Origin of the sequence: Agrobacterium vacciniicorymbosi (assembly GCF_040427045.1) — a bacterium.
Lineage (GTDB): Bacteria > Pseudomonadota > Alphaproteobacteria > Rhizobiales > Rhizobiaceae > Agrobacterium.
The window spans coordinates 27,279-44,232 of sequence record NZ_JBETMF010000013.1 but is presented as its reverse complement, the minus strand read 5'-3'; the positions used below and the strand labels follow the sequence as shown (position 1 = coordinate 44,232).

At 56.9% G+C, this 16,954-nt stretch carries 13 protein-coding genes; 3 read left to right on the top strand and 10 right to left on the bottom strand.

What is annotated here, in order from left to right; all coding sequences use genetic code 11:
• Both ABUK73_RS18925 and ABUK73_RS18920 read left to right on the top strand, forming a co-directional pair.
• Window positions 1-267, top strand: a complete 267-nt coding sequence (locus tag ABUK73_RS18925) for a hypothetical protein (RefSeq protein WP_353578653.1) — start codon at window positions 1-3, stop codon at window positions 265-267.
• Complete coding sequence (locus tag ABUK73_RS18920; RefSeq protein WP_353578652.1) at window positions 268-1,800, top strand: efflux transporter outer membrane subunit; 1,533 nt, start codon at window positions 268-270, stop codon at window positions 1,798-1,800.
• Window positions 1,801-1,828: 28 nt separating this feature from the next.
• Here ABUK73_RS18920 and ABUK73_RS18915 read toward each other — a convergent pair whose 3' ends face one another.
• The 10 genes from ABUK73_RS18915 to ABUK73_RS18870 form a co-directional block, all read right to left on the bottom strand.
• Window positions 1,829-3,244 (bottom strand): efflux transporter outer membrane subunit, encoded by a 1,416-nt coding sequence (locus ABUK73_RS18915; protein WP_454892396.1) that lies wholly within the window; start codon window positions 3,242-3,244, stop codon window positions 1,829-1,831.
• 294 nt (window positions 3,245-3,538) lie between these two features.
• The gene (locus ABUK73_RS18910; protein WP_353578650.1) at window positions 3,539-4,771 is read right to left on the bottom strand and encodes a pyridoxal phosphate-dependent aminotransferase; all 1,233 of its coding nucleotides are present in this window, start codon (window positions 4,769-4,771) and stop codon (window positions 3,539-3,541) included.
• Between the two features lie 29 nt (window positions 4,772-4,800).
• Entirely contained in the window at window positions 4,801-6,219 is a 1,419-nt protein-coding gene (locus ABUK73_RS18905) for an FAD-binding oxidoreductase (RefSeq protein WP_353578649.1), read from the bottom strand.
• A gap of 8 nt (window positions 6,220-6,227) precedes the next feature.
• Window positions 6,228-7,625, bottom strand: coding sequence for a 2-oxoadipate dioxygenase/decarboxylase HglS (gene hglS / locus ABUK73_RS18900; protein WP_353578648.1), 1,398 nt, complete (start codon window positions 7,623-7,625; stop codon window positions 6,228-6,230).
• 211 nt (window positions 7,626-7,836) lie between these two features.
• Entirely contained in the window at window positions 7,837-8,643 is an 807-nt protein-coding gene (locus ABUK73_RS18895; RefSeq protein ID WP_353578647.1) for an IclR family transcriptional regulator, read from the bottom strand.
• A 57-nt stretch (window positions 8,644-8,700) separates the two neighbouring features.
• A complete protein-coding gene (locus tag ABUK73_RS18890; protein WP_353578646.1) occupies window positions 8,701-10,248 on the bottom strand; it encodes an AMP-binding protein in 1,548 nt (515 codons plus the stop codon).
• Between the two features lie 4 nt (window positions 10,249-10,252).
• Window positions 10,253-12,058, bottom strand: coding sequence for an ABC transporter permease subunit (locus ABUK73_RS18885; protein ID WP_353578645.1), 1,806 nt, complete (start codon window positions 12,056-12,058; stop codon window positions 10,253-10,255).
• Window positions 12,055-13,200: an ABC transporter ATP-binding protein gene (locus ABUK73_RS18880; RefSeq protein WP_353578644.1), complete on the bottom strand. Its 1,146-nt coding sequence runs from the start codon at window positions 13,198-13,200 to the stop codon at window positions 12,055-12,057. The genes ABUK73_RS18885 and ABUK73_RS18880 overlap by 4 nt, the downstream gene beginning before the upstream one ends.
• 17 nt (window positions 13,201-13,217) lie before the next feature.
• Window positions 13,218-14,033 carry an enoyl-CoA hydratase/isomerase family protein gene (locus tag ABUK73_RS18875; RefSeq protein ID WP_353578643.1) on the bottom strand — a complete coding sequence of 272 codons (816 nt, stop codon included), beginning with the start codon at window positions 14,031-14,033 and terminating at the stop codon, window positions 13,218-13,220.
• Entirely contained in the window at window positions 14,030-15,130 is a 1,101-nt protein-coding gene (locus tag ABUK73_RS18870; RefSeq protein WP_353578642.1) for an ABC transporter substrate-binding protein, read from the bottom strand. Before ABUK73_RS18870 ends, ABUK73_RS18875 begins: the two co-directional genes overlap by 4 nt.
• Before the next feature lie 207 nt (window positions 15,131-15,337).
• Here ABUK73_RS18870 and ABUK73_RS18865 point away from each other — a divergent pair, with 207 nt between their 5' ends.
• On the top strand, window positions 15,338-16,927 hold the full coding sequence (locus ABUK73_RS18865) for an AMP-binding protein (RefSeq protein WP_353578641.1): 1,590 nt from the start codon (window positions 15,338-15,340) through the stop codon (window positions 16,925-16,927).
• The last annotated feature ends 27 nt before the right edge of the window (window positions 16,928-16,954 follow it).

Here is a 16,954-nt window from a genome sequence, read left to right as displayed (position 1 = left end):
GTGACATATCTGCACCCGGCAAAAGACGTGAAAAGCAGCGGCAAGATGTACCCTGTATCACCGAAAATCATCACCGCGGCATTGGCGCTGTTGGCGACACTCCTCGCTCTGCCGCCTCTTTTCTTAGAGTTGACGACACCACGCTTCGTCGGGTTGCTGGCTGGCGCAAACTTTTTGGCGCTCCAGTTTGGAATGTTTTGGCGCCTGCTGAAAAACAGTGCGGCCCACCGCCTACTTCATAGTCGCGGCAATCGGGTAACAGATTAAATGCAAAACGCTGACATTGAGCCGAGGCTTCTCGAACATCATCGTGACATTCCGTCATCGCTTGCAAAAAGCCCGCCGTCTTTTTCGGCCTTCTCATATTTCAATATCGGCTCTCATCTTCGTGCACATGGCATGAGGCTGCTGATCAGTAGCGCACTTGTCTGCGTGCTGGCGGGCTGCACGAATGTCGCGGTTGCGCCGCCACAGATCGAGACACCAAGTAAATTCGCCTATGCAGCATCGGAGACCAAAGCGCGATCCATTCAGAAAAACTGGTGGGCGGCTTTCGATGACAAGGCGCTATCGCGCTACATCGAGAAGGGGCTTGCCCAAAGCCCGCAACTTCAGCAGGCGACAGCAAAGGTCGATCAGGCGAAAGCGAATGTCGGCCTGGGGAATTCCAGCCTCTTCCCATCCCTCTCCACAGGCGCTGGTGTTGCGCGAGGCGATAAATACGGCTTCGGCACTTCGCAAAGCAGCAAATACAGCACCTTGTCCACGGACTGGACGGTCGATCTCTTCGGCGGTGTACGTGCAAAGAAACGCGCTGCAGAAGCAGATTTGGCGTCAGCTTTGTCATCAAGAGACCAGACCGAGGATAATCTCGTTTCTGCAATCGCGTCAGCCTATGTTGATATACGATATTATCAGGCGCGAATTGCGATAGCCCGTTCTACCGTGGCCAACCGAGAGAAGAACCTGAAATCGGTGGACGACAGTCTCGATGCAGGCAACGCTTCGAAAATACAGGTCGTGAATGGACGGCAGCTTGTCGCCCAGGCTGAGGCGACTCTACCTTCGCTCGAAGTTCAGCTTGATTCATCCATTGCAACCCTTGCCGAACAGGTTGGAGACTCGGTCAGCCACGTCAAAGCGGATGTCGCACGCTCCACTGGGCAACCGGTGGCACGTTACAGGATCGGCACCGGTGTTCCGGCAAATGTTATCCGTAACCGTCCAGATGTCAGAATGGCAGAAAGCAATTTCGCCTCGGCAGCAGAAAGCGTTGGGGTTGCCAAAGCTGCCTTCTATCCTAGCCTCGATCTATCCGGCTATCTGACTCCGACGCAGATCCTCGAGACGGGCCACGTCAATGTTTGGCTGATTTCCGCCGCTTTGAGCGCGCCACTCTTTGATGGTGGAAAGAACAAGTCAAACCTCGCCAATGCGAATGCGAAGCTTGAAGAAGCGCGTGGTGCTTGGCGTGCAGCCGTATTGACCGGCATCACCGATATCGAAAAGGCCCTGGCTGCGTACAATAAAGACGGCGCCAATATCGCCGCCCAGCGAAAGCTGGTGGCGACGTCGAAGGAAACCGTCGAAATGGGCCGAACGAGTTTCCAGCTTGGAGCAGATCCCATCTCGATTGTGCTCAATTCGGAAAAGGATTATCTCACCGCGCAAGAAGGTCATGCCGACGCGGTCAGGCAGCAGGCCCTGCATTATATCACCCTGTGCAAAGCGGCTCCGGCAGAGCGGCCTGATCACTTGCTCGAAGTGCGAAACACAGAAATCGCCCTCGCGAAGAAATAGACTTCGCGCCCTTAGCTCGGATCAACGCCTACCTGGCGCTTGCCAGATGTGGCCCTTCACGGACATCTGTAACCGCAGGCTTGGATGAATCGATCTCACGACTCCAGCCACCGCCAAGCGCTTTGTTAAGCGAGATGTAGTAGGTCGCGACATCGGACCGTGTTTCGATCAAATCCTCTTCGACCGAGTAAAGCGACCGTTCCGTGTCCAGCAGACTGAAGAGGTCGCTATCGCCCGTTTTGTTCAGTTCGGTCGAAACCTGTAAAGTGTGTCGATATCGCTGCGCCGAAACGGCAAGCCTCGACTGACGAATTCTGGACTGATTGACTGCTACGATGGCGTTTTGAACGTCTTCCATGGCGGACAGGACAGCGGATTGATAGGCAAAATAGTATTGGTCGCGCTGCGCCTTCGCGACATCGACGGCAGCCTGTAACTTGCCACCTTGGAATAGCGGTATGTTGATGCTTGGACCTATCGACCAGCCGATTGTCGATTTCCTACCGATATCGCTCAAACTCCCGCCCGACGTATCGATGGACCCGGATAGCGAAATAGAAGGATATCGGTTGGCCTGCGCCTGACCGATTCGTGCCGTGTATTGCGCCAGTTCGCGCTCTGCCTCACGAATATCCGGTCTGTTGACCAGAATATCGGCCGGTATTCCCGTCGAGGTCGATGCAGGTGGTGACGGTATCTTGCGCTTCTTTCCCAAGACGGCATCGAGCGCCGATGGCGGCTGACCCGTGAGCACACTCACCCGATGCACATACTGCGCGTAGGAAATTTTATAGGAAGGGATATCTGCTTCCGTATAAGCGGCTTGCGCTTCGGCCTTGGTAACATCCCCCATGGTCGCGTAGCCTTCGTCCAGCAGTTTCTTCGTCAACTGTACCGTTTGGCGCTGTGATCTCGATGATCGTTCAGCCAGATCAACCAACTCCTGATATTCCCGCGCCTGAACGTAATAGGCCGCAACATCGCCAATCAGAGTCACCAGAGTATCTTGCAAGGCTTCTTCGGTGGCCTGCTCGCCAAATCTGGCCGCTTCGATCCCGCGCCTGTTTTTGCCAAACAAGTCGAGTTCCCAACTCGAGTCGAATCCCGCCTGAAATTGGCTTGATGTCGAGGCGCTTTGATCGGTGCTGGCTGCGGTTTTGGCACGGGTCGCAGAAGCTGAAGACGAGACGGTGGGGAATAGCCCTCCGACCTGCTCTCGCGTCGTCGCACGCGCCTCGCGAATTTTCGCTTTCGCAACCGCCACATCCAGATTGTCCTGCACGGCCCGGGCGACAAGATCGTCCAGCACGGGATCATCGAGCCGTTTCCACCACTCATGTAACTGTGGCGCTTTGACAGGTGACTTATCCTTCGAACTCCACTTTGCGGGCATCGAAAGAGACGGTTTTTGATAATCGGGGCCGACGACACATCCCGTGAGCATCGACGTCACAAGCAGGAGTGAAACGCGACGATAAAGGTGGAAGGTGCGTGGTCTGGAGGATGTTTCCCGATCAATGGTCAGCAAGGCAAGGCTCCCTATAGACAATGATCACCATCCATAGAGAGCCAAACGTTAAGCGCTGTAAACGACCTGTAAAGTTGAGTAAATGTAAGTTTCGTGGCCTGTGCCGTGAACACGCTGGATCACCGCATGACGAACGGACCGGCGGCTTCATAAAGGCCGATCCGAAACGACCATGGCAATTCAGTCAACGTGAAGCAAGCACCGGAAGCCTTAAAAGAGTTGTCGGCATGCCTTTGCAATTCTGGCCATGGCTTCCTTCAACTCCGCTTCTGATGTCGCATAGGAAATGCGGAAATATGGGGAGAGGCCAAAGGCCGAACCGGGAACAACGGCAACGTGCGCCTCTTCCAAAAGATAATCGGTGAAATCGCTGTCTGCTTCGATCCGTTTGCCTTTCGGTGTCATCTTGCCGATGAGGCCCTTGCAGCCTGCGAAAGTGTAAAAGGAACCTTCCGGAACACGGCAATCGATGCCGTCGATGGCATTCAGTGCAGAAACCACGAGATCGCGCCGCGCCTGAAAGCTCGTCCGACGCTCTTTCAGAAAATCCTGCGGCCCGTTCAGCGCTTCGATGGAGGCTGCCTGACCGACCGAGGAGGGGCAAGAGGTGGCCTGGCTCTGGATCACCGCCATGGCCTTGATCAGAGCTTTTGGCCCGCCAGCATAACCGATGCGCCAGCCTGTCATAGCATAGGCTTTGGAAACACCGTTGATCGTCAGCGTCCGCTCCTTCAAAGCCGGCTCCAGCGCGACCGGGGTGACGAAGTCGAAATCGTCATAGACGATATGCTCATACATATCATCGACCATCAGCCAGACATGCGGATGCTGCAACAGAACATCGAGAAGCGGTCTGTAGTCCGCGGCGCTATAAGCAGCGCCTGACGGATTGGATGGTGAATTGAGCAACACCCAGCGCGTCTTCGGTGTGATCGCTTTTTCCAGCTGATCCGCCTTCAGTCGAAACCCTGCCTCGGCGTCACAAGGGATCAACACCGGCACCCCGCCGCAGATTTCCACGATATCTGAATAAGAGGTCCAATAGGGTGTAGGAATGATGACCTCATCGCCCGGATCGATGCTGGCCATGAAAGCATTGAACAGGATTTGCTTGGCACCCGTTCCAACCGTGATTTCGTCCAGAGCGTAATCGACGCGGTTCTCGCGGCGGAATTTTCCTGCGATTGCCTTTTTCAATTCCGGCGAGCCATCGAGGGCGGTGTATTTCGTCTCGCCGCGGTCGATGGCTGCCTTGGCGGCTTGCTTGACGTTTTCAGGCGTATCGAAATCCGGCTCACCCGCTCCCAGAATGATGATCGGCAGGCCATCACGCTTCATCGCAGCGGCGCGTGCGCCTATCTGCAAAATTTTTGATACACCGATTGAGGCGATCCGCAAGGCAGGCCGAAACGCAGCATTTTCGATTTTCGTTTGCACATTCATGAGCTTTACTCGATTGGGCGGCCGTGCCGCTAGAAGTTGACAGTTCCAAGCGGTGCAGGCGACGTCATCGCCTTCAAACCAGCCGCCAAGCGGCGAACCTCTTGCGGCGTGTATTTGTCGTAGAAACTCTGGTTCTTGCGGCCAAGCGCGTGCTCGGCGCTGAAACTTCCGCCAAAATCCTCGACGGCGATCTTGAACACCCACTCTCTGAGAGAATGTTCGAAGCCAGTGTCCGCCAGTCTCTGATCATCTTTCGCGACCACGAGATTGAAGTGCACGCCGCCATCGCCAATGTGGCCGAAGTCGCAGATCGTGACGCCCGGAAAAGCCTGCGGCATCTCCAGCTTCATCCGCTCAAGGAAGCGCATGATATCGCCGCGCCGGAAGGACAGATCGAACGCTATCAGCCGTCCCATGTGCTTCACGCCTTCTGAGAGCGCGTGGCGCAGCGCCCAGATTTCATGCGGCGGGCCGACGAAAGCATCGGCAAGCGGCGCATCGTCGCGTTCCCAGATCGCACCCAGAACCTCTTCCAGCACGGCATCCAGAGGCTGCTCACCCTCGCGTAGAGCGTTGGAGCGGGAGATTTCCGCAAGGATGACGAAATCCGGCACGGCTCCATTCTGGAACGGATTGCGCAGCGATGGCACATGATCCAGTGCTGCGCGCACCGCGTTGCCCGACATGCCTTCGAAGGCGGAGAGATAGCTGCCGAGCGCCTCTTCCATCGCGATTAGAAGTTCCGGCACCTGCTCGGGCGAAGAAGGAACCAGCAGCGCAGTTGCGCTCTGGCGTGGTGCGGGTTCCAGATTGAGCACGCATTCCGTCACGATGCCAAAGGCGCCGGACGTGCCGATGAAAACCTGTTTCCAGTCTATGCCGGTATTGTTCTTGCGCAGCCCGGAGGACAGGTCCAGCACCGTTCCAGCCTCATCGGCCAGCACGACGGTAAGGCCGAGCGTGTTGCGGCGAACATCGCCATAGCGCAGAAAGCGGGACCCGCCAGTATTGGTGGCGATCATGCCGCCGAGACGCGGATCGGCCCCGAGATCGATTGGGAAGAACAGGCCGCTTGCCTCGAGTTTTGCGTTGAGGTCCGAAAGCCTCAACCCGGCACCGGCCTTGACGGTGCGATTGATGCGGTCTAGCTCATAAGGTGCAGTCAGGCGGTCGAGACTGAGAATGCCCTGCTGCCCGGAGCCATCCGGGGTCGATCCCGACACCAGCCCCGTATTGCCGGATTGGGGCACGAGAGCGATCCCATTCTTCACGCAATAGGAAACGATGGCCGACACATCTGTCGTGGAGGCAGGGCGTGCAACAAAGGCTGCACGGCCCTGATCGTAACGGGCACCTGTCTCGTAGGCGACCATGTCGGACGCCGCAGTCAGCAGGCCCTTATCGCCGAGAATGTTCTTAAGCGCATCGATATGCCGAGGCTCCATCATCTCAGCACTCACTCCGCAGCAGCGGAACTGCGGACGACTGAGAGGCATGCCTCAAGCGAAGCGCGTTCGATGCCCGCATAATGCTGGAATTCATCCAGCACCCCCGCCCCGAGATCGCGCTCGAACATGACCTGATTTGGGCTGGCGATGAATTCCTGCGCAACCTCGTCACCAAGGTTCGACTGGAAGATGCCCGCAGCGCTGACCGGCAGGAAGTCTTCATAGACGATAGGATCGAAGCGGACATAGCCCTGATCGATCGCGTCTTCCAGACCAAGCGCTGATATACTCGCAGCCTTGCCTTCATCCGTCAGGGAATAGCTGAAATAGCCAAGTCCCGCCTTGCGAATGGAATTCCAGTCATCCGGGAAGGCTTTGAAAACATCCGCCAATGCGGCTTCATAAGCATCGGAATTGGAGCCATCGGCGGTAGGGCGCACACGTGCACGAGTCTCGTTGAGCAAAGCATCGTAAAGCGCCCGCCCCTTTGGTGTCAGCGCCACACCGCGCTGTTCGATTTCGCCGAAACGGGCCGTATGCGAGCCTTCCTGCCATGTGCCATCTGTCCCGATGAAAGATACGGCCTCTTCCAGCGCCTTGAACGAAGTCTGGCGCAGAAGAATTGGACATGCGCGTGTCGGCGGCCCCTCGACCACGGCCTTCGGCGCGATGCCCTCTTCCGGCATCAGCGTTTGAACCTTGTCGATGTCCAGCGTACGCGGGGTCAAATGGTTGATGTGAGGGCCTTTGAACGACACCACATCGGCAATCAACCGATGCGCATCATGCAGCCGCTTGTACATCTGCACATCGACGATGGCCTTGTCATGCCAACGGAAGGTTTCCAGCACCTCCTGAATGAAACGCGACGCATCGGCAGCATCGAGACCGCCATCTTTCTCTGCTTTTTCCACCAAAGCGACCGCCGCATCGGTAAAAATCTTGCGTGACGCAAGAACCGTCGCAGCTTCAGCGCGCAAAGCTTCATCGGCGATCAGATCGAGCCGGAGCAGCGAAGTAAAAACGCGGAAAGGATTGCGGTTGAGGCTCTTTTCGCCAACCGGGCGAAACGCCGTAGAGTGAACGGGAACGCCAGCGGTGGAGAGATCATAATAACCGACCGGATACATGCCCATCACAGCAAAGACGCGGCGCATCATGTGCAGTTCCTGCGGCGTACCAAGCCGGATCGCGCCGTGGCGCTCTTCCGAAATGCGCTCCAACGTATCCGTGGCTTCCAGCCGTTCTTTCAAATGCTGGTCGGCTGCAAGCGTTGCGTTGTTCACCTTGGCAACCAGTGCCATCAGCGTACCGTAAGCCGGCACTTCATCGCGATACATGGCCGACATGGCCAGAGAAAAATCAGAACGGATGTCGTCTGGAGACATAAGGGAAGTAGCGGTCACGGCGTTTACCTCAAGGCATTGAATGATGAACTTCATGCGTTAGCGGCACCATACCAAGCCGCAAAGCGCAAATCTCGTGAGCTTTATGACTATGTTGATGCAAATATGGAATTAATGCCGTTTTGAAAAACACACAGGAGAGATCAGCCACGCCCTGCGGGGCAAGTAAACTCTTACATTCTGGAGCGAACCTTAGCCGTCCGACTCCGCCTTAAGAAACGATCAGGGACGATACGGTTCTGGCGGTTTCGTTGAGCAACGGCACGAGGCGATCCTTGACGGAGTCAGTGGAATGGCGAACTCGCAACGCAGACAGATTGATCGTGGCGATAACTTTGCCACGATAATTGTAAACGGGCACGGAAGCGGAGAGTGAACCGAGATCGAGGTCTTTCTCGGTTAAGGCGTAGCCCTGCTCCTTGACGATAGCGAGTTGCTCGCGAAACTCTTCAAAGCCGATATTGTCGATACGCTTGTGAGAGCTGGGCAAGGCCTTGTCGAAGATCATCTTGACCTCGTCATCCGAGGCATGCGCCAGAAAGACCTGCCCCGATGATGACGACAGCGTGGGATAACGCGATCCCACCGGCAATGTGATGGCAGACCGATGCGGGCTTGGGACACTGCTCATCACGACGATGTCTTCGCCGTCCAGCTCCACCCAGGAAACGGTTTCTTCCGTCTTTTCGGCCAGCTGCGTCAGGAGATGGAACGAGGATTCCAGTGCGCTGTTGGCGGAAAGAACGCCCTGAACGAAGCGCAGGACGCGGTTTGACAGACCGAATTTGCGCGATTCCGGATCACGTCTGAGATAGCCGATCTTTTCGAATGTGTAGGCGAAGCGTTGGGCCGCACTGCGACCCAAGCCGGTTCGTTCGGCGATTTCCGAAATGGACAGCATGCGATTGTTCTGGTCGAACGCTTCCATGACGAGCATGGCCTTCTGCACCGACCCTACGAACAATCGGTCGTCAATCGGAACCTGAACATCCCCTTCCGCCATCGTCTCTACCTTCATTGTAAGCACGTCTCTAAAATCATCAAAACAACCGAACCGCAAGCATGTTCAACACGCTCAGGCATTCTCGAAATGCTTAATATACTGGTTTCGCAACTCGCTTTTCTTGATCTTGCCCAAAGCGTTACGCGGGAATTTGGCGACGATTTCAAAATGCTTGGGCACCTTATAACCGGCAAGCGAGTGGCGAAGCAATCGGCGCATTTCGGCGGGTTCGGGCAGAACCTGCGGCTCTGCCGTTTCGATGACCGCAACGACGACTTCCCCATATTCCGGATGCGGCAGACCGATGACCGCCGTCTCCGAAACGCCCGGCAATGTGTTGACGAGTTCCTCGACTTCCTTGGGGTAGACATTCAGCCCACCGGTAACGATGAGTTCGCTGCCACGCCCCAGCACGGTCAGCCGACCCGCAGCATCCAGCCTGCCGAAGTCACCGGTGATCATCCAGCCATCATCGGTGAAGCTGGCAACAGTTTTGTCCGGCGCATTCAGATATTGCCGGAATGGCATGGGCTGGCGGATTTGAATCATTCCCACCTGCCCCTCCGGCGTCGCCTGCCCGTCCTCCTGAACCAGACGGATGTCGCTGCCCGGTAGAGGATAGCCACTGTTTTCAGCGAGGCGTGCCTCGCCCGCACGATTGGAGGTGATCAGAAGCGCCTCAGTCATGCCATAACGGTCGAGCAGCGCGTGACCGGTCCGCTCGTGAAAGGCCTCGAACAAATCTGGGCGCATCGGTGCCGAGCCGGTAATGAAAAGGCGCATGTTGCGAATGCGCTCCAGCGTGAATTCGGGCGCATCGAGCAGGCGCTTGTAGACGGTCGGAACCGTCGCCAGCATGGTCGCCTGCGAAATTGCCGCGACGATGCCATCAATATCCGATCCCGGCAGGAACATGATCGATGCCCCGGCTGCGTAGATGGGAAGCAGGGTGGCGAAAATGCCGAAGGCCATGAGATTGAGGTGCAGCAGAACGTCTTCGGAGCTGATGTCCCACACATCTCGGACGGCGGATATATTCCACACCACTTGGCCGCATCCAATCCATGCGCCTTTTGGTTTTCCTGTCGTGCCGGATGTGTAGACCAGCGCATTTGGGTGTTCGTGGTCACAATCCGCAAGCGTGGCCAATGGCGCGGCGGTTGCGGCTTCATCCGTGAAGCTGCCTTGCCCGCTGATATCGAGTGTGAGGGGCGGTTGCGGAAGCAAAGGTGTGACCAGCGCCTCGAACCGTGGATCACAGATGGAAAGCTTCGGCTTTGCATCCTGAAAGATGTGGGTTATTTCCGTATCCGTCAGTCCCGAGTGGACAGGCAGGAAAACCGCCCCGATCCTTGCCAGAGCCAGATAAAGCATCAGACCTTCTGGAGACTTGTCCAGCAGAACAGCGACGACATCTCCCTTGCCGATGGCCTTGGACTGAAGTGCACCGGCAAACCTTTCGGTCGCCTGTTCCATATCGCCGTAGGACAGAACCGTACCCGACATCTGGCGTATGAATGGTGCATCGGAATCGAAATATTTCGGTCTCAGCGCACCAAACACATTCCAGCGCCCCGGTTGATGGGGCGTTGGAACGTAAGCGTCTGTGATTTCCACCATGGTCTCAGCCTTCGAACTTGCGGCTGCTGCGGGCCTGCAGGAAAGCCCCGACCGCCATGATGGACAGTACGATCAGCAGGACGATGGTCGAGACCGCGGACAGTTGAGGATCGACCTGCATGGTGGCCGCGCTCCACATTTCCTTCGGCAAGGTCGCCGACATGCCAGCGGTGACGAACAGCGAGATGGTCAAGTCATCGAAGGAGGTGACGAAGGCGAAGAGGAACGCTGCCAGCATGCCAGCCCTGACCAACGGAAACTGGATGCGCCAGAAGGTTTTCCAGGGCGAAGCTCCCATGGTCCATGCGGCTTGCGTCAGTCTGCGATCATAGTTCTTGACCACGGCCATCACGGTAATGACGACATAGGGCAGAGCGATGACGGCATGACCGAGCATCAATGCGCCTTTTGATCCGATCAGACCCAAGGGCGCAAAGACATAGAACAGGCCGACCGCGAAGATCACATGGGGTACGATGAGCGGGAGGATGAGCAGCAACAGCCAGGCCGAACGACCCTTCACGCCCTCGCTGGCCAAGCCGATTGCTGCAAGCGAACCGACGATGGTCGCGACCAGGGATGCGCCGATACCGACGATGACCGAGTTGCTGAGCGCCCGCAGCCAGAGGGTGGAGTTGAAGAAGCCTTCATACCATTGGAATGAAAACAGCTTTGGTGGCCACGTCAGATATTTCTGTTGCTGCAAGGAAACCGGGATCACCACGAAAATCGGCAAGACGAGAAACACCAGCACCAGCACGGCCACGAACCAGACCGGCGCTTTGGCCCATGCACGGTTTGGACGATCTGCGCGAGCCGGAAAGATGTTGCCAAAGAACTTCTCCACCGCCGTTCCAGCACGGGCCGGCACCTCAAGTGCAGCGGCCCAGAAGCGTGACACACCGGCGGATTTGTTCTTGCTCTCGCCAGCCAGATTGGAAATGCCGACAACCCTGTCGTAAGCCAGAAAGAGCAGGCCAGCGGTTGCCAGCAAAAGAACCGAAAGCGCTCCGGCAAAGCCCCAATCCAGCCCCTCTTCCACCTCACGGATGATGATGCGGCTGATGACCGTTTCCCCACGACCGCCCAGCAATGTCGGCGTCAGGAAGAAGCCGATGGAGGTGATGAAGACGAGGATGGCACCGGCGGCGACGCCCGGCACGGACAGCGGGAAATAGATCTTCCAGAATGCCTGCGAGTGGCTTGCGCCCATGGTTGCGGCGGCATTGGAAAGGTTGCGATCGATACGCGCCATGGTCGGCGCTGCCGCGATGATGAAAAGCGGCATCAGCGAGTGAACCATGCCGATCAGCGCGCCGTTGAAATTGTAGATAAGCTGCAAGGGCGCATCGATGAGGCCAAGGCTTTTCAATATGCTGTTTACGGCACCGGTACGACCCAGAAGGATCATCCATGCGAAACCGCGAACGAGGAAGCTGGTCCAGAACGGCAGCATGACGAGCACGAGAAGTTTGCGACTGACACTGTTTGAACTGGAGGTGAGAAGATAGGCGACGGGATAACCGCCGACAACGCAGATCACGGTGGTAATGAGGCCGAGCTTGAAGGTGATCCAGAGCGAGTCCAGATAGACCGAGGCCGAAAATATCTGTGCGTAATTGGCAAGCGTCAGTTCACCCGTTTTGCCGTCTACGAAACTGAGGCGCAGAATGTGTAGGACAGGCACGGCGAAAAGCAGCAGCAGGAACACCATTGCCGGTACCAGCAACAGCAACCAGCTGCGATTGCGTGCAAACCAGTTGGTCGAAGGGGCACCGCCCTCCACGGCGGCAATATCCATGACGCTCATTTGCTCTCACCCTTTGGAAAATACCGTGTGAAAGACACCGGGAAGGAAAGAGACAAAGCGCTTCCACGCTCCACACCTTCGGTAAAGAACTGCGACAGGCAACTCATGGAAATCGGCGTCGAGGCCGGACCATCGAAGAAGATGCGACGCGTGCCACCAACCAGAACGGTATCTCGAACCGTTGCCGAGACAACATTGTCCTGCTCCGGTGCCGCCTTGCCGGAAATGGTGACGTGTTCCGGGCGGAACATGATTTGGACGGATGTTCCGGGCGTCAGATTATCGAGCGATTTCGGCGCGCGGAACTTGCTGCCATCAGCCGCCTCGATAACAGCGACCTCGCCTTCGTAACCCAGCAGGACTCCATCCATAAAGTTGCTATCGCCGAGAAAGCTTGCGGCGAACTGCGTGCGTGGATGGAAATAGAGTTCCTGCGGTGCACCGAGCTGAACAATGCCTCCGCTCTGCATCAGGCAGACGCGGTCGGACATGGTCATGGCCTCATCCTGATCGTGCGTCACATAGATGATGGTGGTGCCCAGCTGGCGATGCAGTTCCTTGATTTCATACTGCATTTCTTCACGCAGATTGCGATCCAGCGCGCCGAGCGGTTCGTCCATTAGGATGATCGAAGGCTTGTAGACGAGGCAGCGGGCCAAAGCGACACGCTGCTGTTGACCACCCGACAGCGCCTGCGGCAACCGGTCGGCTACGTGGCCAAGGCGGATGGTTTCCAAGGCCTGGCGAACCTGAACACGGATTTCGGCCTCTGGAACATGGCGCATGCGGAGCGGAAAGGCGATGTTTTCTGCTACAGATAGATGCGGGAAAAGCGCATAATTCTGGAACACCATGCCCAGATCGCGCTTCTGGATCGGCAGATAGGTCGCTTCGCGCTCATCAATCCACAATTGGCCACCATCCGGTGTGGCAAGACCGGCGATCAGGGTGAGAAGCGTTGTCTTGCCGGAACCGGATGGGCCGAGCAGACTGACGAATTCGCCAGCGCGAACTTCGATGGAAACATTATCGAGGGCGACAACGGGACCATAGTGCTTGCTGAGCTTCTGCGCGCGCAGCTTGAGGGGATTATCCGATGCGGCAGACGCATGTATTTGGGTATTGGACACGTTCATGTTCATGGCTTTCGTCTCGCAATTCAGGTGCCCGTGAAAACGGGTGGTCGCTTGGCGGCAAATGCGGCCGCGCCTTCCTTGTAGTCATTGCTGCGATCAGCACGCTCCGACAGAGCGCGTATCTTGCCTTGGACTGCGGTCAACTGGCCAATCGCGATGGCGTCACAGGCGATTTTCGATGCTTCGATGGCAAGCGGCGCGTTACCGGTAAACTCTTCCGCAAGGCTGAGCGCCGAACCAATGACATCGCTTGTATCGGTGCCGAGACCGAATGCCAGCCCGCTCTCCACAGCCTGAGCCGCATCGAGCCGGTTACCGGAGTAAAGCATATATTTCGCAGTGGAGACACCGACAGCTGTGACCAACAGGGCCGTGCCATCTGCAGGATAGACCAGTCCAAGTTTCGCCGGAGGAATGGCGAAGCTAGCGTTGCTTCCCACAATTCGGAAATCACAGCGCAGTGCCAGCGTACAGCCACCGCCATAGCATGGACCATCGACCGCAGCGATGACCGGAACCGGTATGGCGCTCACGGCAGCATAGGCTTCCATGATGCTGTCCCAGTAAACCTGCCGCGCCAGCGGATCGGCCTGCACCGCCCGAAACGCCATAATATCGTCACCCGCGCAGAACGAACCATCCGTTCCCGCCAGTATGACCGCTCTGACAGAGCGATCATTGGCGAGTTCACGAAAGGCCTTGCCCAGATCAGACCAGCCCGACTGGTCAAGCGCGTTGCGCTTTTCCGGTCGGGAGATCGTGATCTGCGCGACGTTCTCCCGCGGACGGCTGACCTTGATGTAGGACAAGGCTGCGACCTTGGAAGCGGCGGCGGTCATGACAGCAACCATGCATCGAATCGTGCTTCGATAGCAGCACGATTCTTGGCCCAGAATTGCGGATCGACCTTGACCAGCTTGCTGAAGATTTCAGGGTTGGTGGGCAGACCGGCACCGGCTTCCGGCGTCATGAAATCGAATGCCTTGGGATGGACGGGTCCAACGGCCAAGGCCGGTGTCCATTGGGCAAGACGCTCGGGATCCGTCGAGAAGCTGATGAACTCACGGCAGAGATCGGCCTTTGGCGTGCCACGCAGCATGCCCCAACCCGCGGTGTTGTAATAGCCCTGGTTCCAGACGAGCTTGATCGGAAGACCTTCGTTGATGGCAGGCTGAAGCCGTTGCGACCAGGTGGCGACCATGTCCACTTCACCGCTCGAAATGACGTGGGTGGATTGCGGGCTGTTTTCCCACCAGACGTCGATGTTCTTCTTGACCTTGTCGAGCTTGGCAAAAGCGCGGTCGACATCCAGCGGATAGAGGTCGGCACCGGAAACGCCATCGGCCAGAAGTGCCGCTTCCAGCGTATCGAGTGCTGCGCGACGAAGAGAACGCCGACCAGGAAAATCCTCGAAATTGAAGAAATCGGCCCAGCTTTGCGGCGCGGCGCGACCGGCAAAGGCCTCCGTATTATAACCGAAAATACCGGGATAGAGATAAAGCGGCACATAGATGTTGGAGCGCAAATTGGCCGGTATGGCCGATACGTTCTTGTCGTTATCCATGTTGATCGGCTCGAGATATTGATCTCCGAGCGTCACGGTCGAGAGTTCTGCAAACTCCGCCATGTCCCAGCTATAGGTCTTGGTATCGACCATGCCCTTGATCATGTTGAGCGGGGCCTGACCCGAGGTCACCATGACGACTTCGATACCGGATGCGGCCTTGAAGGGATCGATGATGAATTTCTTGTAGGCGTCTGCCAGCGCGCCGCCGGAAACGCGCAGGACGATGGTCTTCTCCTGAGCGCTGGCCGTGCGCATGATGGATGGTGCGAAAAGTATTCCGCCCGCTCCAATCGCGGCAGTCTTGAGGAATGTTCGCCGCGATGCCTCAAGGGCACCGGAGGTTTTTTTGGCTGATGATTGCTGTTCCATGTCAACTTCTCTCCAAACATAGGGGGACGGAGGACGCCTGTTTTGTTGAATTGCTCGCAACCTGAACATAGACGTAAAAATTGCATTGCAATTACCGTAATTATTTATCGACATTTCTTGCCTGTCAACCGGTTTTCCACTCTTGACGGAGTTATTTTAATCGAAATATAATTTACGCAATTGCATTACAATTAATTGAGGTGCGCAATGCTGACGAAGACGAGCCTGAAAACGGTTGATGACCATGTGGAACTGCCGACAGCCACGATTGCAGAATTGTGGACCGCCAGAGCGGCGCTGGACCCAGACCACGTTTACTGCACCTATGAGGGTGAGGACTGGACGATTGGCCGTATGCATGATCGCTCCAACCGTATCGCCAACGGATTGCTGACCCAGCTGTCTACCGGGGATCGCGTCGCCGTTATGCTGCCGAATGACCCGGAATATGCAGCTGTGATCTTCGGACTGGCAAAGGCTGGGCTGGTACGCATTCCCGTCAACGTCCACTTGAAGGATCTGGCGCTTGAATTCATTTTCGAACGCTTCGATCCACAGGGATTGATTGCCGATGTCAGCTACAAGGCGGCGCTGGCACCGATACTGGAAAAATATCCGGCATTGACGGTCATCTGGCGCGATTCATCCACACCGGAAGGCTGTGCACTCAGCACGCTCGCGGCAGCGGCGAGTGCGGAGAACCTTGAGGTCGGTGTCACGCCGGATACGATCATTGCGATCACACCGAGTTCCGGCACCACCGGTGAGCCGAAGGGCGTGTTGAAGAGCGATCTGAGCCTTCGCGCCGGGCCGCTGGGTATCATCGCGCTGACCGATGCCGATGTTGGCGACGTGCTGTTGCACTGGGAACCGCTCTATCACGGCGCGGGTGTTGCAGTGCTGATCGCGGCAGTGATGAAGCCTTTGAAACTGGTGATGATTTCCCGATTCAGCGCATCCCGCTTCTGGCCGCAAATCGCCGATAACGGCGTGACGCTGATCCACTATCTGGGTGGTGTTCTCCAGATATTGCTTGCGCAGGCACCACACCCGGCAGAAGAGCGGCACAAGGTTCGCCTTGCCTGGGGCGGGGGTTGTTCGGCGGAGGTCTGGAAACGCTTTACTGAACGTTTCGGCATTCCCATGCACGAAGGCTACGGCCTTTCCGAAGCCACTACCTTTGTGACGATCAATCGTGATGGCCCCGCCGGTTCCTGCGGCGTGGCGCTGCCTTTCTACGATGTGCGCTTGCATGACGACGGCGACGACGCAGACCCTGACGTCGGAGAACTGCTCATTCGTCCGAAAACCCCGGGACTCGCGTTTAAGGGCTATTACGGCCGCCCGAATTCCGTCAGCGAGCTGGTGACAGACGGCTGGTTCGCCACCGGCGACCTGATGCGCAAGGACGAAAATGGCTATTTCTATTATGCGGGCCGTCTAAAGGACAGCGTGCGCCGACGCGGCGTCAACATCTCGTCCTGGGAAGTAGAACGCGTCTTTCAGGCCCATGAAGAGGTCGAGGAATGCGCATTGATCGGCGTGCCCGGCGAATTCGGTGACGACGATCTCAAACTCTTCGTCAAACGGTCCGATGGCGCGTTGATTACCGACGAGGGCCTGCTGTCCTGGGCAAAGGAGCGGATGCCCTATTTCCAGCTTCCACGCTACCTCGCTTTTATCGATACATTCGAAAAGACGCCGACCCAGCGCATCATAAAGGCAAAACTCTCAAAGGAAATCAGCGATTGCTATGACTATGAAGCGCAGGTGGGTCGCATCTCTGGCAAGCGCTAAGGTGCAGGAAACTTGCAAACGAGGTTG